General features: G+C 35.3%; 23 protein-coding genes. 14 read left to right on the forward strand and 9 right to left on the reverse strand.

What is annotated here, in order from left to right; genetic code table 11:
- Positions 1-22: 22 nt before the first annotated feature.
- Positions 23-1,144, reverse strand: a complete 1,122-nt coding sequence (locus R1T42_RS01190; RefSeq protein WP_317290977.1) for an imelysin family protein — start codon at positions 1,142-1,144, stop codon at positions 23-25.
- A gap of 79 nt (positions 1,145-1,223) precedes the next feature.
- On the reverse strand, positions 1,224-2,429 hold the full coding sequence (locus R1T42_RS01195) for a DUF4856 domain-containing protein (protein ID WP_317290978.1): 1,206 nt from the start codon (positions 2,427-2,429) through the stop codon (positions 1,224-1,226).
- Positions 2,430-2,684: 255 nt separating this feature from the next.
- Here R1T42_RS01195 and guaB point away from each other — a divergent pair, with 255 nt between their 5' ends.
- The 10 genes from guaB (at position 2,685) to R1T42_RS01245 (ending at position 10,255) form a co-directional block, all read left to right on the forward strand.
- Complete coding sequence (gene guaB / locus R1T42_RS01200) at positions 2,685-4,160, forward strand: IMP dehydrogenase (protein WP_036581514.1); 1,476 nt, start codon at positions 2,685-2,687, stop codon at positions 4,158-4,160.
- Positions 4,161-4,162: 2 nt separating this feature from the next.
- Positions 4,163-4,777 (forward strand): fumarylacetoacetate hydrolase family protein, encoded by a 615-nt coding sequence (locus tag R1T42_RS01205; RefSeq protein WP_036581511.1) that lies wholly within the window; start codon positions 4,163-4,165, stop codon positions 4,775-4,777.
- Entirely contained in the window at positions 4,774-5,109 is a 336-nt protein-coding gene (locus R1T42_RS01210; RefSeq protein ID WP_036581508.1) for an Hpt domain-containing protein, read from the forward strand. Before R1T42_RS01205 ends, R1T42_RS01210 begins: the two co-directional genes overlap by 4 nt.
- Positions 5,110-6,357, forward strand: a complete 1,248-nt coding sequence (locus R1T42_RS01215) for a CinA family nicotinamide mononucleotide deamidase-related protein (RefSeq protein ID WP_317290979.1) — start codon at positions 5,110-5,112, stop codon at positions 6,355-6,357. It abuts the gene before it with no gap.
- A gap of 158 nt (positions 6,358-6,515) precedes the next feature.
- Positions 6,516-6,755 carry a 50S ribosomal protein L28 gene (gene rpmB / locus R1T42_RS01220; RefSeq protein WP_036581503.1) on the forward strand — a complete coding sequence of 80 codons (240 nt, stop codon included), beginning with the start codon at positions 6,516-6,518 and terminating at the stop codon, positions 6,753-6,755.
- A 19-nt stretch (positions 6,756-6,774) separates the two neighbouring features.
- Complete coding sequence (rpmG, locus tag R1T42_RS01225) at positions 6,775-6,957, forward strand: 50S ribosomal protein L33 (protein ID WP_036581501.1); 183 nt, start codon at positions 6,775-6,777, stop codon at positions 6,955-6,957.
- Positions 6,958-6,963: 6 nt separating this feature from the next.
- Complete coding sequence (locus tag R1T42_RS01230; RefSeq protein WP_081866548.1) at positions 6,964-7,116, forward strand: DUF4295 domain-containing protein; 153 nt, start codon at positions 6,964-6,966, stop codon at positions 7,114-7,116.
- 165 nt (positions 7,117-7,281) lie between these two features.
- A complete protein-coding gene (gene ftsY, locus R1T42_RS01235) occupies positions 7,282-8,235 on the forward strand; it encodes a signal recognition particle-docking protein FtsY (protein WP_036581498.1) in 954 nt (317 codons plus the stop codon).
- Between the two features lie 82 nt (positions 8,236-8,317).
- The gene (locus R1T42_RS01240) at positions 8,318-9,919 is read left to right on the forward strand and encodes an amidase family protein (RefSeq protein ID WP_317290980.1); all 1,602 of its coding nucleotides are present in this window, start codon (positions 8,318-8,320) and stop codon (positions 9,917-9,919) included.
- Positions 9,920-9,997: 78 nt separating this feature from the next.
- Complete coding sequence (locus R1T42_RS01245; protein ID WP_036581493.1) at positions 9,998-10,255, forward strand: hypothetical protein; 258 nt, start codon at positions 9,998-10,000, stop codon at positions 10,253-10,255.
- A 16-nt stretch (positions 10,256-10,271) separates the two neighbouring features.
- On the opposite strand, the gene R1T42_RS01250 is transcribed toward R1T42_RS01245, so the two are convergent.
- Genes R1T42_RS01250 through R1T42_RS01260 form a run of 3 tightly spaced genes read right to left on the reverse strand, consistent with a single transcriptional unit; the run spans position 10,272 to position 11,992 of the window.
- Positions 10,272-10,589: a hypothetical protein gene (locus R1T42_RS01250; RefSeq protein WP_317290981.1), complete on the reverse strand. Its 318-nt coding sequence runs from the start codon at positions 10,587-10,589 to the stop codon at positions 10,272-10,274.
- A complete protein-coding gene (locus tag R1T42_RS01255; RefSeq protein ID WP_317290982.1) occupies positions 10,525-11,142 on the reverse strand; it encodes a carboxypeptidase-like regulatory domain-containing protein in 618 nt (205 codons plus the stop codon). The genes R1T42_RS01250 and R1T42_RS01255 overlap by 65 nt, the downstream gene beginning before the upstream one ends.
- Before the next feature lie 25 nt (positions 11,143-11,167).
- Complete coding sequence (locus tag R1T42_RS01260) at positions 11,168-11,992, reverse strand: hypothetical protein (RefSeq protein ID WP_317290983.1); 825 nt, start codon at positions 11,990-11,992, stop codon at positions 11,168-11,170.
- A 110-nt stretch (positions 11,993-12,102) separates the two neighbouring features.
- Between R1T42_RS01260 and rimO the strand changes: the two genes are divergently transcribed.
- Both rimO and R1T42_RS01270 read left to right on the forward strand, forming a co-directional pair.
- Positions 12,103-13,407, forward strand: a complete 1,305-nt coding sequence (gene rimO / locus R1T42_RS01265) for a 30S ribosomal protein S12 methylthiotransferase RimO (RefSeq protein ID WP_036581485.1) — start codon at positions 12,103-12,105, stop codon at positions 13,405-13,407.
- A gap of 190 nt (positions 13,408-13,597) precedes the next feature.
- Positions 13,598-14,278: a TlpA family protein disulfide reductase gene (locus R1T42_RS01270; protein ID WP_317290984.1), complete on the forward strand. Its 681-nt coding sequence runs from the start codon at positions 13,598-13,600 to the stop codon at positions 14,276-14,278.
- Positions 14,279-14,280: 2 nt separating this feature from the next.
- Here the strand turns inward: R1T42_RS01270 and R1T42_RS01275 are convergent, their stop codons facing one another.
- From R1T42_RS01275 to R1T42_RS01290, 4 genes are all read right to left on the reverse strand, one after another.
- On the reverse strand, positions 14,281-14,448 hold the full coding sequence (locus R1T42_RS01275; RefSeq protein WP_160165392.1) for a hypothetical protein: 168 nt from the start codon (positions 14,446-14,448) through the stop codon (positions 14,281-14,283).
- Complete coding sequence (locus R1T42_RS01280; protein ID WP_042295827.1) at positions 14,436-15,137, reverse strand: ABC transporter ATP-binding protein; 702 nt, start codon at positions 15,135-15,137, stop codon at positions 14,436-14,438. The genes R1T42_RS01275 and R1T42_RS01280 overlap by 13 nt, the downstream gene beginning before the upstream one ends.
- Positions 15,138-15,194: 57 nt before the next feature.
- Positions 15,195-15,887, reverse strand: a complete 693-nt coding sequence (locus R1T42_RS01285; protein WP_317290985.1) for an O-methyltransferase — start codon at positions 15,885-15,887, stop codon at positions 15,195-15,197.
- A gap of 153 nt (positions 15,888-16,040) precedes the next feature.
- On the reverse strand, positions 16,041-17,921 hold the full coding sequence (locus tag R1T42_RS01290) for an ABC-F family ATP-binding cassette domain-containing protein (protein ID WP_317290986.1): 1,881 nt from the start codon (positions 17,919-17,921) through the stop codon (positions 16,041-16,043).
- Between the two features lie 245 nt (positions 17,922-18,166).
- Between R1T42_RS01290 and R1T42_RS01295 the strand changes: the two genes are divergently transcribed.
- Positions 18,167-18,970, forward strand: a complete 804-nt coding sequence (locus R1T42_RS01295; protein ID WP_317290987.1) for a polysaccharide biosynthesis/export family protein — start codon at positions 18,167-18,169, stop codon at positions 18,968-18,970.
- Position 18,971: 1 nt separating this feature from the next.
- Complete coding sequence (locus tag R1T42_RS01300) at positions 18,972-21,428, forward strand: exopolysaccharide transport family protein (RefSeq protein WP_317290988.1); 2,457 nt, start codon at positions 18,972-18,974, stop codon at positions 21,426-21,428.
- Positions 21,429-21,462 lie beyond the last annotated feature (34 nt).

Here is a 21,462-nt window from a genome sequence, read left to right on the forward strand (position 1 = left end):
TTTTAAAATTTATTGATATGGTTTAATCACCGTCAGCATCAACATAATCTACGCTTATATTAAGTGTTTGCAACATGTCTACTTTTAATAAAACAGTGACGCGCTGTAACTCATCATAAGTCATTAACATAGCTACATTATTATTGTTCACCTGATTATATAGATTATTATCTAATTGATCAAGCTCAGTTCTAGCGGCTTCTATCTGACTGTTTATAGAGGCTGTAAGGTCAGAAGATCCACTATTATCCCTTAAAAGAGTTACATAACTTGCATAACTTATACCAATTGTTGAGTTATTATAAGCTTTACCGTTAAAAAAGTCTTGAACTGCTTGTAGAGCAGTTAGGGCAAGTTCTTTAGAGTAAACTTTACTGTTTAATCCTTCCACTTTATCTGCAAGTGGTGTTGTAGAAAAAACTCCTGCAGGTATGCCTACTTTGTTAGCACGCAATCCCTTTTCATAATAAAAAATGAAATCGTTCACTAGCATATTTACAGAGCTAGATGCTGTGTTTGCCGTACTGCTAACAAAAATATCTCTGTAAGAACTGGTCCAGTCTGTTAATACTGTAGTAGTTAGATTTTCCATCTGGTCTATCACATCGCTGAGGTAATTTTTGTAACCTAGCGCGTTACTGTCAGTGGTATAAAAGTCTATTATGGCACTGTCGTCATTACCTAGACCATATAGTAAGTAATCTAAAGCAGGGAAACCTACGGCATCATTATTATTAGGACTAGTAAGGTCATAAGACCCAGACGCGATATTGTTTTGGATATCTGTCGTGTTAGTCGGATAGATGTTCATCTGAAAACTATATAAAATTTCTTCAGCCTTACCAATGTTAAACATCTCAACGTACTGCCATGTTTTATAAGCTGCTAACCAGTCAGTTCTTAGGTTATCAAGATTTGTTGGATTAGGTGTTGTTATAAAAGTCTCTTTTGAAGCTTTTAAAGCTGTTAAGTCAGAATTCAAATCTTGTAATGCAGGAATGATGATGTTATCTGCTGCATTTTCTAAAAGAGCCTTTCTATCAAAGTTATCAGATGATCCGCTAGTAGAATCATCGTTAGATTCTGTACACGCGGTGATCAGTATGATAGAAAACAGTGCTAATGCTAATTGCTTGATTTTCATTATTAATTTTTTAAAAGTTTGCAAATGTACCGTTGTAGTCGAGAGTATGTCCTATTAACTACATTAAATAAATGATAATTTAATTGCTAGCTTGTGCTGTTGTGAAATTAAATCTAGCCGCAATGTCATCTGATATTTGATCTAAAGTGGTAGGTGTAACATCCCAGAATCCATTACCAGTCATTAATTGACTTAAATAGGTGTCTACTTCAGTTTTGCTAAAATATGGTGCGTCAGTATCAGGATTACGTGTAAATTGAAGGCTATAGATAAATCCATAAGCTTCAGATAATCCATGAAATGCTCTTGCTGGATCTGCTGTTAAATTGTCTTTACCATTTTGTAAATAAAACACCGCTCTTACAGCTGGAATTAAAGAGACGTTCTCTCTTATAATTGCTGCTTGTTCATCTCTAACACTGTAGTTTCTTTCAACTATCGCTGCACGTCCTAATTTGAATGCATCATAAATTGTAGCTGCGATTCCAGCAAAATCTGTATCACCTTCTACACGATCAATGTATTCACTTAAAAAACTATCTTGATCTAGAATAGGCATTGTAGCATCTGGTTCTGCACCGTATAAATAGCCAAAAGCCTCATCCCATTTATGCTCCATGTTGGTATAACTTTTACCTGATACTAATACTTCGTTATCATTATCTGCTCTATTAGTACTTTCATCAAGAACAGACGTGCTTAAATAATTGTTCAAAATTTGATCGGTCATTAAAGCCCCTAAAAGCCCTTTAGCAAACGCTTGGTCATACTCCAGACCTTTTGCGTTTACATATCTAATAGTTCCACCACCAGCTTGTTGAATCTGTCCTGGTACACCAGCGCTAGCTGTATTGTTCCATGCTGGGAAAATATCATTTACTTGAGATGATATATAATTATCAAAATCTGCTCTAATCGCAGCAGCATCTGTTGCGTTGCTAGAAAAATAGTCTGCACTAGCAGCTACTTTACTACGTACACTTTTGTCAGAAGAATTTAAAGCTGCATCACTAAAATCATTTGCTCCTGCTACATGCGCAAACATGTTAGTCAATTGTGTTTCGGTAGTAGATGTTTCTTTAAAAGCGGTCTTGATTTCTTCAGCCATTGCTATACGAGTAGTCTGGCCAGAATAGCTAACGGTGCTTTCTGTTCCTCTATTAAAAGAATATGTTGCTGGTGCTATAACGTTATTAACGGTTAGATCATCATCATTATCACATGAGGTGGTAAAGAAAGTTGCTATAGCGGCAGTGGCGATTAAAGATATTTTTTTTAGAGTCATTTTGGTTTTATTTAGACTTGATATAAATAGTTGAATTGATTTCGGCTGCAAATTTAAGTCCTTATTTAGATTTAATAAAGATAAGGTTGGAAATTCGTTATTGATATTTCTGATACTATATAATATTCGGATTGATTTTCATTATTCATATTGATTCTAAATTGGTAAGTGTTTGAATAGTTAAGTATTGTATTAATCCATATGAATACTCACCAATTAAATAATGTATATTTGCATGCAATAAAATTCTATTGCATGATTTCCCACGATTCCAAATTTCTAGGTGAAGGTTTAACCTATGATGACGTACTACTTGTACCTGCTTACAGTGAGGTGCTGCCTCGAGAAGTAAGTATAAAGACTAAATTTTCAAGAAATATTACTCTTAACGCACCTGTAATCAGTGCTGCTATGGATACCGTTACAGAAAGCCGCATGGCTATTGCTATGGCTCAAGAAGGTGGAATAGGAATCTTGCATAAAAATATGTCTATTGAAGCTCAAGCTCAGAAGGTGAGACGTGTAAAACGAGCTGAAAGTGGTATGATCATCGATCCAGTTACTCTTACTATTGAGGCTACCATAGGTGATGCAAAAGCTAGTATGCGTGAGCACAGTATAGGTGGGATTCCTATAGTGGATGATGCTGGTTATATAAAAGGTATCGTAACTAATAGAGATTTACGATTTGAAAAAGATAATAGTCGCTCAGTTACTGATGTGATGACTTCAGAGAATCTAATCACAGCAAAAGCAGGGACATCTTTACATGATGCAGAAGCGATTTTGCAAGAATATAAAATAGAGAAATTACTAGTTGTTGATGATCAAGATAAATTAGTAGGACTCATAACCTTTAGAGATATCACTAAGCTAACTTTAAAACCTAACGCTAATAAGGATCAGTATGGTCGTTTGCGAGTAGCGGCTGCAATAGGTGTTACAGGTGATGCTGTTGATAGAGCTGGTGCATTAGTGGAAGCTGGTGTAGACGCTGTAGTAATCGATACGGCACATGGTCATACTAAAGGTGTTGTTGATGTTCTTAAAAAAGTGAAGGCCGCTTATCCAGATCTGGACGTTGTGGTTGGAAATGTTGCCACTGCCGAAGCTGCAAAATATCTAGCAGATGCTGGTGCAGACGCTGTAAAAGTAGGAATTGGTCCTGGTTCAATATGTACAACTCGTGTTGTAGCTGGTGTTGGTTTTCCTCAATTAAGTGCTGTAATGGAAGCGTCTCATGCATTAAAAGGTACTGGAGTGCCTGTCATCGCAGATGGAGGAATACGTTACACGGGTGATATACCTAAGGCAATAGCGGCAGGAGCAGACTGTGTAATGCTAGGTTCTATGCTTGCTGGTACTACAGAGTCACCAGGAGAAACCATTATATATGATGGTCGTAAATTTAAATCTTATCGTGGAATGGGATCTGTTGAGGCGATGCAACACGGTTCTAAAGATCGTTATTTTCAAGATGTAGAAGATGATATTAAAAAACTAGTTCCTGAGGGAATTGTAGGTCGTGTACCTTATAAAGGAGATCTAGTAGAAAGCATGACTCAGTTTATAGGTGGATTACGCGCCGGAATGGGTTATTGTGGTGCTGGTGATATTGAATCCCTCAAGAATAATGGCCGTTTTGTAAAAATTACAGCAGCTGGTGTAAATGAAAGTCACCCACATGATGTGACCATTACTAAAGAAGCGCCTAATTATAGCCGTAAATAATTATGAAAATTATTTGCATCGGTCGCAATTATACAGAACATATTGCAGAGCTTCAAAACGAGCGACCTACTGAGCCAGTCGTTTTTTTAAAGCCTGACACTTCTATTTTATTACATAAACAGCCGTTTTTTATACCTGCATTCTCAAATGATGTCCATCACGAGGTAGAAGTTGTAGTGCGTATTAATCGTATCGGTAAGCATATCGATAAAAAATTTGCACACAAGTATTATAATGAAATAGGCCTAGGAATTGATTTTACAGCAAGAGATGTGCAACAACGTTGTAAAGAAAAAGGATTGCCATGGGAGAAAGCAAAATCTTTTGATGGAGCAAGTGTAGTTTCTAGAGAGTTTATCAATAAGGAAGAATTAGGTGATTTAAATAACTTGTCATTTGAATTGTTTAAAAATGATAACTTGCAGCAAAGTGGTGATACCAGTCATATGCTTTGGAAAATAGATGAAATCATAGAGCACGTCTCTCAATTCTTTACACTTAAAATAGGGGATCTTATATTTACGGGAACTCCAGCAGGTGTATCAAGAGTAGAAGAGAATGATGTTTTAAAAGGAACTCTTGCTGGTAAAGAAATGTTCCAGATCAAAGTAAAATGAAGCAAAACCTATACGATCTACAAAAATTAATAGAGCTCTCAGATAATGATGCAGACTTTATTAAGGATATGGTAGAGATGTTTATTACAGAAATACCTAAAGATCTTGAGCATCTTGCGGTCGCCATAATCGATGACGATAGAGCACGTGTTCACGAGTACGCTCATAAAATGAAACCCAGTGTTGATATGTTTGGGTTAGAGTGCTTGTCCGACATATTGATAATTGAGGCATGGGGAAAATCAGATGATGAAATGGAGATTAAAGAACATTTCATGCGTGTTAACCAAGAATTGGATATGGCCTTAATTCAACTTAAAAGAGATTTCTAAATGCAAGCAACTATAATTACTATAGGAGATGAAATCCTTATAGGTCAAATTGTAGATACCAATTCTGCATGGATGGCAAGCGAACTCAATAAGATAGGCGTTAACGTTTATGAGATTATCTCTATTAGTGATGGTCGGGAACATATCCTTTCCGCTTTCGCGAAAGCGAAACAAGAATCAGATATTGTGCTTGTTACAGGTGGTTTAGGTCCAACTAAAGATGATATTACAAAGAAAACGATTTGTGAATTCTTTGATGATCAACTCGTACTGGATCAAGAAGTCTTAGACCACGTGATTATGCTTTTTGAAAAATTTGTAAAAGCACCAATGGTCGATATGAATAAAGACCAAGCGTTAGTCCCTTCTAAAGCACAGGTAATCTCTAATCAGTATGGGACAGCACCTGGATTGTGGATTGAGAGTGAAGGAACTATTTTTGTGTCTATGCCAGGTGTACCATTTGAAATGAAGGCCTTAATGTCTGATGGTGTCATACCTAAAATTCTTAATATAGGTGAATTACCATTTATACATCATCGTACAATTCTTACAGCAGGTCAAGGAGAAAGTACAATAGCTACTCGATTAGAGCAATGGGAAAATGATTTGCCTTCTCATATTAAACTGGCTTATTTACCTAGTTTAGGAACTGTACGTTTAAGATTGTCTTCTCGTGGAATGGATAAAGATCTTATTCTTGAAACGGTAGATGATCAGATTCAGAAATTGTATGCGATTATCGAAGATGTCATTGTAGGTGAAAGTAATGATGAAAGTATAGTGCATGCTGTGGTTCAATTATTGAAAGAGAATAACAAAACGGTCGCCACTGCAGAGAGTTGTACAGGAGGAAAAATAGCTAGCCTTATTACAGAAATTCCAGGAGCGTCTAAAGTTTTTATGGGTAGCACCGTTACTTATGCTACCCAGTCTAAAGTTGACATGCTAGGTGTGGATCCAGCAATTATTGAAAAATATAGTGTAGTAAGTGAGCAGGTAGCTCATGAGATGGCTTATAAGGCACGATTAAAGTTTAAATCAGATTATGCCGTTGCAACTACAGGTAATGCAGGACCTACTCAAGGAGATAGTGATGCTCCTGTAGGAACTGTTTTTATAGGGATATCGACACCAGAAAAGACATATGCGCTACAGTTTATGATGGGTAATCATAGAGATAGAGTGGTTCAAAAAACAATTAATAAATCACTAGAATTATTGCAAAAAGAGTTGATAGCTCAGTAATAATTACTGTTATAATAGAATATTACACGCTGATTTTAATGCTTGAATAGTAGGAAAATAGGCGTTTGAGAAAAAATTATAAAAAAGGGTGCAATTTAGGCTTGTGAGAACGAATAAATAATCGTTATTTTGCAGTCCGATTTTAAACACAGATAATCATGTCACGAGTTTGTGAACTTACAGGTAAGAGAGCGATGTCAGGAAACAATGTTTCCCACGCAATGAATAAGACTAAACGTAGATTCAACGTGAATCTTTTTACTAAGCGTTTCTACCTTCCTGAAGAGGATAAGTGGATTTCACTTAAAGTATCTGCTAAGGCGATAAAAAACATCAATAAATTAGGTATTACTGAGGTAATGAAGCAAGCTCGCGCTAAAGGGCTTCTTACCAAGTAATCTATTAATATACTAGAAGATGGCAAAGAAAGGTAATAGAATTCAAGTGATACTTGAATGTACAGAGCACAAGGAGTCAGGTAAAGCTGGAACTTCTCGTTACATCACGACTAAGAATAAAAAAAATACGCCAGATCGTTTGGAGATTAAAAAATTCAACCCGATCCTTAAGCGTATGACTGTTCATAAAGAAATTAAATAATACGACATGGCAAAGAAATCAGTAGCAACCCTACAAACTGGGTCAAAGAGATTAACGAAAGCCATCAAGATGGTTAAATCACCTAAGTCAGGTGCATATACTTTCGTAAGTGCTATTATGGCACCTGAATTAGTAAACGATTTCTTGAAAAAGAAATAAGTTGGTTAGTTAAGATGATAAAAGACCGCTCTGCTTGCAGAGCGGTCTTTTTTTATGGACCATTTGTCAGTCATATTTCTGTGGCTCGCAAATTGACTACACAATATGATGCTTCTATAGTATCACATATATGATTAACTTTGCAACGACCAGAAACAGCCAAAAATGAGTTTTTTTAAAAAGATATTTTCAAAAGAGAAAAAGGAAACCCTAGATAAAGGACTAGAAAAAACCAAAACAACGTTCTTAGATAAATTAGGTAAAGCCGTTGCCGGTAAATCTAAAGTCGATGCAGATGTGCTTGATGATCTTGAAGACGTTTTAATATCTAGTGATGTAGGTGTGGCTACCACAATTAAAGTCATTGATCGTATTGAAGAACGTGTAGCAAAAGATAAATATTTAGGCACAACAGAGCTCAACGGTATTTTACGTGATGAAATCGCAGGTTTATTAAGCGAGGTTAATAATGGTGACGCTACTGATTTCACCATTCCTCAGCAAGATGGACCTTATGTAGTTATGGTGGTAGGAGTTAATGGAGTAGGTAAAACAACTACCATAGGTAAGCTCGCTCACCAATTTAAGCAAAAAGGTCTTAAGGTCGTGCTAGGTGCTGGAGATACATTTAGAGCAGCAGCTGTAGACCAATTACAAATTTGGGCAGATCGTGTAGGTGTAGAAATTGTTAAACAAGATATGGGTAGTGATCCAGCTAGTGTTGCATTTGATACTTTACAAAGTGCCGTCGCTCAAAATGCAGATGTGGTTCTTCTGGATACTGCAGGTCGTTTACATAATAAGGTCAATTTAATGAATGAACTTACTAAGGTAAAACGTGTGATGCAAAAAATAATTCCTAATGCTCCACATGATGTAATGTTAGTTCTTGATGGCTCTACCGGTCAAAATGCTTTTGAACAAGCAAAACAGTTTACTGCGGCGACAGAAGTGAGTTCGCTAGCAGTTACAAAACTGGATGGTACTGCAAAAGGTGGTGTAGTTATAGGGATTTCTGATCAATTTCAAATACCTGTTCGATATATAGGAGTAGGAGAAGGAGTGGATGATTTACAAGTTTTTAATAAATCAGAATTTGTAGACAGTTTCTTTAATTAGAGTGCTCATTAAACAGTTTATAACTCTTATACCTAGCCTCGGTTAGGTTTAAGAGTTTTTCTATTTTTAAGAAAAATATTTTATGCGTTTTATATTACTTTTTTTAGCGTTCACAGTATGGAGTTGTAACTCTCCTAAAGCTGTAAATGAAGTCTCCCAAACTATTAATCAGGATGATGAGCAATTTAAAGTCTTGGATTCTAGATTTTTGAAAAAAGAAGATGTTATTGCTCCTTTTAAAGATGATTTATCCAGCTTTCGCGAAAGCGAGGAACTAAAATCTTTAATACTAGAAAAAAGCATCCCTGAAATTCAACAAGCTGTATATGATGGTAAGCTTTCTTACCAACAATTAACCTTATTCTATATCAATAGAATTGCAAAGTATGATAGAGAGAACAGGAAATCATTAAATTCTGTAATAGCTCTAAATCCACAGGCAATGGAAGATGCATATGCTTATGATTTGAGAATTGATGAATTCAGACGTGGAGAAGGTAAGTTTAACCCTTATAGTTTAATGGGTATGCCTATTTTGTTAAAAGATAATATCAATGCCGAAGGTATGAAAACAACTGGTGGCGCTGCTGTTTTAAAAGATCTGGAACCTCAAAATGCGCGTATCGTACAGCGATTAATTGAAGCAGATGCTATTATTTTAGGAAAAGCAAATCTAAGTGAATGGGCTTACTTCTTTTGTGGTGATTGTCCTAGTGGTTATAGCGCTATGGGTGGACAGACTTTAAACCCATATGGTCGTAAGGAAATAGATACTGGCGGATCTAGTAGTGGTAGTGGTGTTGCAATAGCAGCTAATTTTGCGGTAGCTGCTGTAGGTTCTGAAACCGCAGGTTCGATATTATCGCCAGCGTCACAAAATAGTGTAGTAGGTTTAAAACCATCAGTAGGTACTTTAAGTGGGATAGGTATTATTCCTATATCAACTTATCTCGATACAGCAGGTCCTATGTCTAAAAATGTTGTGGATAATGTCATTTTAATGCGTGGGATGTTAAGTGATAAACGCATGTTTAGTGATTTATTTATAGCAAATTTGGGGACCTCTACGGTTCAAGGTCGTGTTTTTGGAGTTTTTCCTGGTTATAAGAAGAATCCATTATATGCCAGTGCTGTAGAACAAATTATAGCTTTAGGTGCAACTGTGGTAGAATTAGAAGAAAAACAACCGCAACTAGATGGATTTGTTTCTTTACTTAATGTCGATATGAAAAAGGATTTGCCTGCATATTTCATGGGATTAGGATTGCCTGAGTATCAAGGATGGGATGTGGCTAAGGTGATGGAATTAAATAAAGCAGATTCATTAAATTATATGCCTTATGGTCAACGATTGTTTAAAGGTATATCAGATGAAAAGGATTATTCTCCAGCAGAATCTGCGGCTCTTAAAACTAGATTAACAACTCAAGCACAAGAGTATTTTGATTATTACATTCAGTCTCATAATCTGGATGGTTTCTTATCAGTTAATAATTATAATGCGGCAGAGGCTGCTGTGGCTTTTTATCCTGCTATCACTGTACCTATGGGATATGATGAGAATGGTCAGCCTTTTGGATTAACTTTTATTGCACCTACCGAAGAAGAGAAGATGCTTTATCAATGGGCAGCTGCTTATGAAAAAGCAACCCAACACCGTAAGATGCCTAAAGGTTATAATTAAAATCATCAGTCATTGAAAGATTCAACTCAAAAGCCGTCGTTGCTTAGCTCTAAAAGCCTCGTTATTCTAACGAAGTTTATGGCAATCTATGCAGCCTTTCATATTATAACCGTGTTAGGAAAAACTTATGTAGATTCCCTATCTGAAGAATCAACAATTGTGGATACCTACCAGTTGCCTATATATATAGTCGCTGGTATACATTTTATCATGTTGCTAATTTGTGGTGCGATGCTAATGACTAAAAAGTATTATTGGTTAGTTACCGTGGCCTGCATAGTGATCTCACTGTATACACGATTCTTTTTTGAGGATATTGTAACTTGGGTGAATTAGATTAATGATAACTGATTTACCAAGTTCCTAAACTATAAGATATACCTAGGCTTACTTCTTCATAATTCTTGATATGGTGATATCTCAAATTGATAATCCAATTGTATCTTATTTTGTATTCTCCATTCAATTCAACTTCGTTAATTCCATTCCAGTACGTATATGCCGAGTTAAGGTATAAGCCACTAATTAATCTTTTTCTTAATTCAATTCCTGCTCCTAAATCATGTTCATTTAACTCATTGTTTTGAATTTTAAGCTGGCCTAGTTTAATCTTTAAATACTGAAAAGGATCCCGATTTCTTCCTATGTTTTTTTTTAAAAAACAGTTCATTTTTCTTAAAATTATTAAAGTTAAAATCTGCTTGTTCATGATTTAAACCTACTTTAAAATAAAAAGACTTTACGCTTAATGATCTAGACAAAGAGAATTCAAATTTCTTATTGATATTAAAATCACTGCTTATTGAAGCATTTAAATCTATATATAAAGGGTGCCATATACTTTTATAGATTCCAAGTCCAACTGTGTTGTAATTGAATCCATAGCTTGTAGAAACTTCAAATGTTTTTTGATAATAGTGAACAATCGCATGTACTGTAGTCAAATCTTCTTCAAGAACTACGTGTATAGTATTTTGAGAACCAACTAAAATCTCTTGAGGTTCAAACCCGGCATAAGAAAACACCAGAACATCTTCAATACTTGCAACAATAGAATAATTCCCGTCAAAATCTGATACTGCACCTATAGCAGAGTCCTTAATAGCAATAGTAACTCCTAAAATTGCTTCACCATCTGTATCACTCACAGTCCCAGTAATCGTCCTTTGAGCGATGCAGGTGATACAATAGAGTGATAGAAAAAGAACTAGACTTATTTTCATTAAAATTAGAAGTATTGAGGACGTTTTACAATCGATCAAAATTAGCACGCACTTCTTTCTCTGACGTTAGGTTCTGTTTAGCAGTAGATGGTCCAGTGATAGGAGCAATTTGTGGTTGAGGCATTTTTTCTGCCATTTTAATCATTCCTTCTATCGAGTAATGTAAGGTACTTAATGCATGCATCGGGTGACTGTATTGTTTCCAGTCCATAGCGTTAGTGACAGCCTGCTGTAATTCAATATATTTACGTTGCTGTTTTTGATTAAAACCTACATATCGATCACCTATTATGGGGAGTAATTCTTTATAATGGTTAAGCCAGTCGTTACCGTTATAAATTCCGTAATACATGGCTTTCCAATAAAAATGAACGGTAAAAAATGTATACTGTGGTACAATCGCTGCAGTTTGAATTAATTTCCAATATTCTAATTGTGTAGTGTCAGTACCTGATTTTAGTAAGGAAAGAGCCTCGTGAGCTTCAGACCATGCAGTCTTCATAAAGCTACGTTTCAAACGGAAAAAGGCCAACGGAATAGCAAAAGATACCATCATAAATATATAGCGAGACCAATGCGCTTCTGGGCTCAAACATAAAATGATGCACAAAGCTGTGAATAAAATCCACGTAGGAATAAAAAACAATCTTCCGTTAACACCAAAAGTTGCTGTGAGCATGCAAATCCATGCACATAAATGTGCTTGAAATATAACTGCCATAGGTCGCGCATTCCCTATCTCACAGATGCTGTCATCTATGTTAAATAAGTATAATATAAAATAAATGACACCAAAAAATAAGGCCAATAATAGTCCTTGAAAAAAAGCTGCTCCGTTGAATATTACCATTTGATTTACTTGAGATTGTTGAAAATACTAATTTTTATGAATACGCTTTCGCGAAAGCGTGATCAAAAACAACATTTACATCTAGTTAAGTCGTAAATTTGCAGCCGCTTATGAGAACAAAATCAAGAAAAAAGAATAAGATTAATGTCATCACTCTAGGATGTTCAAAGAACGTCTATGATAGTGAAGTGTTGATGGGACAGTTGAAGGCCAGTGGCAAAGATGTGGTTCATGAAGAAGAAGGGAATATCGTTGTGATAAATACCTGTGGTTTTATCGATAATGCTAAGGAAGAATCTGTAAATACAATCCTAGATTTTGTAGAGCGCAAAAATAACGGAGAAGTAGATCAGGTATTTGTGTCAGGTTGTTTATCAGAGCGTTATAAGCCAGATTTGCAAAAGGAAATTCCAGATGTGGATCAGTATTTTGGTACCACAGAGTTGCCATCATTATTAAAAGCGCTAGGAGCTGACTATAAGCACGAGTTGATAGGTGAACGTGTAACTACGACTCCTAAAAATTATGCGTATTTTAAAATCGCCGAAGGTTGTGATAGACCATGTTCTTTTTGTGCAATACCATTAATGCGTGGTGGTCATAAAAGCACACCTATAGAACACCTGGTCATTGAAGCTGAAAAACTGGCTGCAAATGGTGTTAAAGAGCTTATTCTTATCGCTCAAGATTTAACTTATTATGGACTAGATTTATATAAAAAGAGACGTCTTGCAGATCTTTTAAAAGAACTGGTGAAAGTAGAAGGAATAGAGTGGATACGCATGCACTATGCATTCCCAACTGGTTTCCCTATGGATGTTCTTGAGGTAATGAAATCAGAGCCTAAAGTGTGTAATTACTTAGATATACCATTACAACATATTTCAACACCTGTTTTAAAATCGATGCGTCGCGGTACTACATTTGAGAAGACTAATGCGCTTCTAGAAGATTTTAGAGCGACGGTTCCAGAAATGGCTATACGTACTACTTTAATTGTAGGATATCCTGGAGAAACAGAAGAGGATTATCAGATTTTAAAACAATGGGTAAAAGATCAACGTTTTGAGCGTATGGGATGTTTTACATACTCTCATGAGGAGAATACACATGCATATAAGTTAGAAGATGATGTACCAGAAGAAGTAAAACAAGAGCGTGCAAACGAGATCATGGAAATTCAATCACAGATTTCTTGGGAATTGAATCAGCATAAAATAGGTCAGACTTTTAAAGTTATTATAGATCGCAAAAGAGGTAATTATTTTGTAGGACGTACAGAGTTTGATAGTCCTGATGTGGATAATGAAGTATTGATTGATGCAGAGAAGCATTACCTGTCTGTAGGATCATTTGTAAATGTTACTATAACTGAGGCAGAGGATTTTGATCTTTATGGTACGCCAGTAGAGTAGTGTTTGTATTTTAATACACTATTAAATTTATAAAAAATAATGCTTCTTTGGGTGAGAACTAAAGAAGCATTTTTTATTTGTTGTTGAAATAGTTTATTTCAATATTGTCGATGTATAAAAGTTATTCAATCAGAACTTGGCATCTTCTTTGAATACTGTAATACGTTCTACAAATCCGTATTTTTGACTTATGAAAAAGGTGTTTTTTATTATTTTATTGATCAGTGCAGCTGCATTGTCTCAAGCGCAAATTACTTACTATCAGATAGAGGATGGAACTGTGATGGATTTTTTTGAGTTTGAAAAATATAAAAAAACATTATCCACAGGTTTAGTAATACATAATTCAGTTAGTACGCGAACGGCTCAGGATTCTGTAATTCAAACGGTTAAAGTTACTGTGGTAGACAGTAATCCAGATTCCAATTATTATGATCCTTTTTTAGTGCATCGCAAAAAGATAGGTGATCTCTTTCCTATGGAGGAGTTTATAGCTAGTGATAGTTCTGGAATTGATGATGTGGATTATACAGGTAAGCCTACGGTTGTTAATTTTTGGTTTACGCGATGTGGACCTTGTATTATAGAAATCCCATATTTAAATCAATTAGAACAAGAGTTTAATGGAGAAGTTAATTTTGTAGCTATCACTTTTGATAAAGACTATGTGGTCAATCATTTTCTAGATAGAAAAGCATTCAATTTTGAACATATTACAGATGTGCGACCTGCAATTGATGCTTATGGCGTTCAAGCTTTTCCTATGAACTTACTGTTAGATAAAGATGGTAGAATTGTTCAGGTTTATGGAGATATTATTGCAGAGCATTTGAACCTATCTGCAACATTAAGAGAAATGGTAAATGAGTAATACTATTTCTGTTGTTCTTTTTTACGATCTTCTAGTCGGGCTTTAAAGCTGCGTCTATTTTTTGTTCTAGAGCGGCCATGTGTTTTTCGATTCCATAATAGGAATACAAAAAAGGCAATGATAACAGCACCTATATACAGCCAGTCTTGGTAGTCGCTTAATCCTTCCATTCTTTATTTCTAATGTCTGTTTCAATAACGCCATCACGTAGTCTGATGACTCTATGAGCATGCTCTGCAATTTCCTCTTCATGCGTTACTAGAATCACTGTATTTCCATCGGCATGAATCTTGTCAAAAAGAGCCATTATTTCAACACCTGTTTTAGAATCTAGATTTCCTGTAGGTTCATCTGCTAGAATAATCGATGGATTATTAACTAAAGCTCTACCTACGGCAACACGCTGTCGCTGTCCACCAGATAATTGATTAGGCTGGTGATCCATACGATCGCCTAATCCTACACTTTCAAGTACTTCAGTGGCGCGTGTATTACGTTCTTTCTTAGACTTACCGGCATAAACCATGGGTAATGCGACATTATCTAATGCTGTTGTACGAGGTAAAAGATTGAAAGTTTGAAATACAAAACCTATTTCTGTATTTCTAATATCTGCCAGTTGATCATCACTTAAGCTAGAAACGTCTGTGCCATTTAATTTATAAGAACCAGCTGTAGGCGTGTCTAGACAGCCTAGTAAATTCATTAAAGTTGATTTTCCAGAACCTGATGGTCCCATAAGTGCGACATAATCACCACGTTTAATCTCGAGATCTATTCCTTTAAGCACCTTGACAACTTCTTGTCCCAGTTTAAAATTACGCACGATACCACGCACATCTATTACATTATCACTCATAGGTTAAAAGTATGGAATTATTAGCCTTTCTCATAGGACGTTCAAATTCTGATAACGTTACAACTTGATGTCAAAACGTTCTTGTAATTGTTCTTTTCTTAAAAATAAGAGTCCTACATCATATAGGTCTATACTAGCGGTGACGTTTACATGTTGACATAGTTGACTCCATGCATCTGTCATATCTCGCGACCAGTATATATCGTCCAGGATAAAAATAGTGTCTTTGTGAGATAGTTTTAGACAAGCATTAAAATAGTCTATGGTTGCCATTCCATCGTGATGCCCATCAATGTAAATCAGGTCATATGTTGTACCTAATTGATTTATAAGAAATTCATCAAACTTACTGCAAACACTTTTTACCTTATCAAGGCTAAATTTTTCAAATTGCGATTGTGCAAATTTTTGAACTTCAGGACTACCTTCAATTGTGGTTATATGAGCACCTGATAAAGCCATAGCATGTGTTGCTATACCTATGGAAGTGCCAAGTTCTAGAACATTGTTTACTTTAAAATAGTTACACAACCGGAATAACATTTCGGCAGATTTTCTATCACTGGAATTGTATTTCAGAATATCGCTCACACGACGTTCATCAGTTTTAAAGATTTTGCTTCCAGCTCCATAGTCTTCTATGTGTAAAATGGTGTTGTTATTTTTCACGCTTTCGCGGAAGCGTCTCATAACATCATATTGCTCATAAACGGCTTTATCTCTTAAGCACTTTTTCTCGAGTGTAAACACAAACGGCGAGTGAATCCCATGTAAATGAAAGGATTTAATGCTGTGTTTTATATAGTTCTTGAGTTGGTGTAGCAAGAGGAAACTATTTCTGCGTTACTATTTTCTGTTTATTTAAAAGTAGTATTTGAATCCAATTTTAATTTTATAAAAATACTATCCAATCGACTCCGTAAGTTCTAACCATTCCATTTCTCTTTCTTCTAAGTCTGCTTTTACCTGATCTAGTTTTATAGAATTAGCTGCTAGTTCTTCTGGTGTAAGAGAAGTGTCTAGAAACGACTCCTGAAGTTTCACACGTTGTTCTTCTAGTTTTTTAATGCTGTTTTCTAATCGGGAAAGTTCTTTTTGCTGTTCACGAGTAGGGCCTGTGCTCGTGGTAGCGGCTTTAACTGCAGGTTTTTTAGCAACTGTTTTTTCGCCTTGAGCACTATCATCCTTGTCTAGTGCGAGATCAGTGTTTCCTACATAAGCACGGAAATCACTATAGTTACCAGGGAAATCTGTGATGGTTCCGGACTGATTGAAAACAAATAGATGATCTACAATCTTATCCATAAAATAACGGTCGTGACTTACCACCATTAGACAACCAGGGAAATCCATTAAAAAGTTTTCTAAGATATTTAAAGTAGGGATATCTAGATCATTAGTAGGTTCATCAAGAATTAGAAAATTAGGGTTTTGAATGAGTACTGTACATAAGTAAAGTCGTTTGCGTTCACCACCACTTAGTTTTTCTACAAAGTCATGTTTCTTTTTACTGTCAAACATAAATCGTTCTAACAGCTGACTTGCACTAATGATTTTTCCTTTATTAAGAGGAATGTATTCACCGTACTCTTTAATCACATCAATGACCTTTTGACCAGGCTTGATGTCTATTCCACCTTGAGTATAGTAGCCTATTTTTACTGTTTCACCTTTCACTACTTTACCAGAGTCTGGTAATAGATTCCCAGTGATCATATTCAGAAATGTCGATTTACCAGTTCCATTTTTCCCTATAATTCCTACTCGTTCTCCTTTAATAAAGTTGTACGAGAAATTATCGATAAGCTTTTTACCAGGGAATGATTTAGATATTTTATGAAGTTCAACCACTTTTGTGCCTAAACGCTCCATGTTAATTTCTAATTCTACTTTATGGTCTTTACGACGGTTGTGAGCAGCTTCTTTTATTTGGTAAAAATCATCAATACGAGATTTAGATTTTGTTGTACGTGCTTTAGGCTGGCGGCGCATCCACTGTAACTCTTTTTTATAAAGTTGCTGCGCTTTTTCTTGTGTAGTTTGTTCAATTTCTAAACGTTCTTCTTTTTTCTCTACATAATAAGAATAGTTCCCTTTATAGGTATAAAGTTTCCCATTATCCAGTTCTATAATTTCGTTGCAAACACGATCTAAGAAATAACGATCGTGTGTCACCATAAGAATGGTGTAGTTTTCTTGCTTGAAATACTCTTCTAGCCATTCGATCATTTCAAGATCTAGGTGGTTAGTAGGTTCGTCCATGATTAATAGCTGTGGATCTGATAGTAAAGCTATAGCCATAGCGATTCGCTTTTTTTGTCCACCACTTAGATTTTCTACTTTTTGAGAAAGATCATCTAGTTTTAATTTAGAAAGTATTTGTTTGTATTTAGTTTCAAAATCCCAAGCATTTGAAGAGTCCATGGCGTCAAAGGCTGCTTGATACTTATCTGCATCTTCCATATTTTGCAGTGCCTTTTCATAATTTGCTATGATCTTTATAATAGGAATGTCAGAATCTAAGATGATTTCTTCTATCGTGGCATTGGGATCTAAATCTGGTTCTTGTAGTAAGAATGCCATACGTAAATCATTACGACGGTTTACAGATCCAGTATTAGGCATTTCTTTCCCTATAATGATATCAAGTAGCGACGTTTTACCGAAACCGTTTTTTGCTACAAAACCTATTTTCTGACCTTCATTAATCCCAAGTGAGATATTGTCAAACAACACGCGTTCTCCAAAGCTACGAGAGACATTTTCAACAGATATATAGTTCATGAAATCCTATGTTTTAATGGATTGCAATAATACGTGTTTTTTTGAGGGGTTTGATATTTAAGATTACTGGTTTTCTATGGGTTATTGTATCAATTTTATGTAAAAATTGAAGAGTCTTTTTTATTTACGGATCAAATAAAAGTAATTAATGAATGTTGTTCATAGAACTGTAATGATAATAGCATGGTGTTTATAGGCATTTTAAATAGATAATTTTATATTTACAGCTTATTCCGAGAAGATTTATGCGTACCGTATTAGGTTTATTAATTATAGGTTTGGTTTTAATGGTAAGTTCTTGCGTCCCTACACGTAATATGACCTATTTACAAGAGTCTCCAACTGTAAAAAATGACTCTCTTATTACCATTCAAAAAGTACAGCCACCTTATAGATTACAAATTAATGATGTTTTAAGCATTCAAATAAAGGCACCTTATGATCCAGAGTTAGTTTCTATGTTTAATGTTGGAACATCAAATAATGCGACTACTTCAAATTCGGTTGGAGGGCTTTATTTTTCTGGTTACACCATAAATCAACATGGTGATATACGTGTCCCAAAATTAGATAAGATTAAAGCTATAGGGTTAACGCTGGAAGAGTTGAGAGAATTAATTGAAAAACGTTTACTAACTGAATATTTCAAACCAAATGCAGACTTATTTGTCACGGTACGTCTAGGAGGTTTACGTTATGTAATGGCTGGTGAGGTAAGTGGTAAAGGAGAACAAACCATTTATAGAGATCAAGTTACCATAGTCGAGGCCATAGCAAACAGTGGAGGAGTTCCAATAACGGGTGATTTGACCAACGTTCGTATCGTAAGGCAGTATCCTGATGGTGTAAAAGTGCACCATTTAGACTTAACGCAATTAGATGTTATCTATTCACCTTATTATTATATACAGCCCAATGATATGATTGTAGTAGATCCATTACCGCAAAAATCTTTAGGTACAGGAACTACAGGTCTTGCATCCTTTACTACAATAGTATCAGTGTTGACTACACTTGTTACTACAGTACTATTCTTTACGCGTTTATAATATGGAAGATGAAAAAGAAATTAATTCCTTATCTGGAATATTCGATATACGTCAGTTCTTTAGTAAGCTAATCAAGTTATGGTGGTTGTTTATTTTATGTATTGGGATAGGTCTTGGATATGCTCATTATAAAAATCAGTTCATTCAGACTGTTTATAGCGCAAGCTCTTTAATCAGTATTAAGGATAATTCAAATCCATTGTTTACAAGTAATCAGAGTCTTACGTTTAATTGGGGTGGGACAACAGATAAGGTGACAACTGCTATAGTACAATTTAAGTCTCGTACTCATGCAGAACAAGTTGTTGACGAGTTGCAGTTTTATATTAATTACACAAAAGAAGGAGATTACTATAACTACGATGCATACAAAAAAACACCATTTTATATTTATGCAGATAGCAGTAAAGCGCAATTATCAGGAAAAAATATAAGAATTAAAGTATTAGATCAAGAACGATTTGAGCTTTCTACTAGTTTTTCTAATACTACAGCCTCAGGTTATCATTATGGATTGAAAAAAGGTCAATCTGTAACTGTACCTGAAGGAGATTGGAAGCAACAATTCAAATTTGGCGACTCTATTCAATTGTCTTTTCTAAATGTGGTCATTGATAAACGTACCGAGTCCATTAAAACAGGAGAATGGTTGTTCAATTTTGGTAATTATTGGGGTACAGTAAATAGATATAAAGGTATATCTATTAGACAGCAGCCTGACGGATCGTCTATTTTGTTATTGAGTATGTCTGGTCGCAATAAGCAAAGATTAATCGACTATATTAATACGAGTTCTGTTATTTTAGAACGTGGCGAGTTGCAGCGTAAAAATAAATTTGCTGTTAGTACGATTAAATACATAGATAGTTCACTTGTAGTTCAAGTGGCGGCTCTTAAAAAGTCCGAGCAAGACTTAGAAGATTTTAGAGACAAGTCCCAAATACTGGACGCTACTGCTCAGAATACTGACTTCAATCAAAAATTAACAGAATTTGAAATTCAAAAACGTGGTATTCAAAACAAATTGAATTACTACGATAATCTAAATCAATATTTACAAAACAGGACAGACTATACTATTATACAAGCTCCATCAGTAGTAGGTATAGAAGAGGGAAACATATCTGCTGCAGTAGGTCGATTAATATCTTTATCAGAAGAACGTAAAAGAAGAGAGTTTGCGATGAGAGCAGATGCTCCAGTTTTTCAGCAAATCGATCGAGATATTAATGCTGTTAAGGATGTGATTTTTGAGAACATCATCAGTTCAAAATCATTATTAAATAAGGAGCTTAATACGCTTTATGGTCAAATAGGAAAAGTGGAGTCTCAAATTAAAAAACTGCCTAAAGAACAACAAGAGTTTTTAAAGATTCAAAGGCAGTTTGATGTGAATCAAAATACATACAATCTGTTTATGGCTAAAAAAGCGGAAGCAGAACTAGTTAAGGCCGCAAACGTGTCTGATGTATACGTTATCGATGACGCAAAAGATACAGGTGGTGGCGGAACTCGTCGCGATTCAAACATTAATTATTTAATGGCTCTACTAGTAGCTTTTTCAATACCTTTCAGTATGGCTTTTGTTTTAACCCTACTTGATTTTTATATTCATTCTCCTAAGGATATTGAAAAATTATCTAAAATACCATTAATAGGTGTGGTAGGTAAAATGGAACATCCTACTAATTTAATTGTAAAGGATAAGCCTAAGTCCACTATTGCAGAGTCTTTTAGAGGAATACGCTCCAGTTTGCATTTTATATATGATCAAGAATCACTACACGGTTCACGTACGATTATGGTAACCAGTAGCGTGAGTGGAGAAGGAAAAACTTTTACAAGTATCAATCTTGCAACAGTTTTTGCATTAAGCGGTAAACGTACTTTATTAGTTGGTATGGATTTAAGAAAGCCTAAAATCTTCGATGATTTTGGTATCGTGAATGACTTAGGAGTTTCTAATTATTTGGTGAACGATTGTTCCTTAAATGAAATCATAAAATCTGCTGGTATGGAAAACCTTGATATCGCCCTTTCTGGACCGGTACCACCTAATCCAAGCGAATTAATTATGTCCAAGCGTGCTGGAGAAATGATAGAGCAGTTCAAAATGGATTATGATTATGTGATTCTCGATACACCACCATTAGGTCTAGTGGCAGACGCAATGGAAATAGCAAAACATGCAGATGCTTCCCTATATATGGTCCGTCAAGGATATACTAAAAAAGGAATGCTGGATGTAGTTAATGAAAAATACGACCGTAAGGAAATTAAAAACCTAAGTTTCGTCTTTAACTATTTCAATGAACGCGGTAAATATGGCTATGGCTATGGCTACGGTTATGGCTATGGTTATGGAGCTTATGGGAATGGATATCATGAAAATGATCTGAAAGATGGTTTTATTGCAAGAATCAAAAAAATAATCAAGGGCATTTTTAAACCTGGATAATTTAAAGGTATCGCTTTCGCGAAAGCGGAATTAC

This window comes from Nonlabens ulvanivorans (assembly GCF_032922765.1).
GTDB classification, from domain to species: Bacteria; Bacteroidota; Bacteroidia; order Flavobacteriales; family Flavobacteriaceae; genus Nonlabens; species Nonlabens ulvanivorans.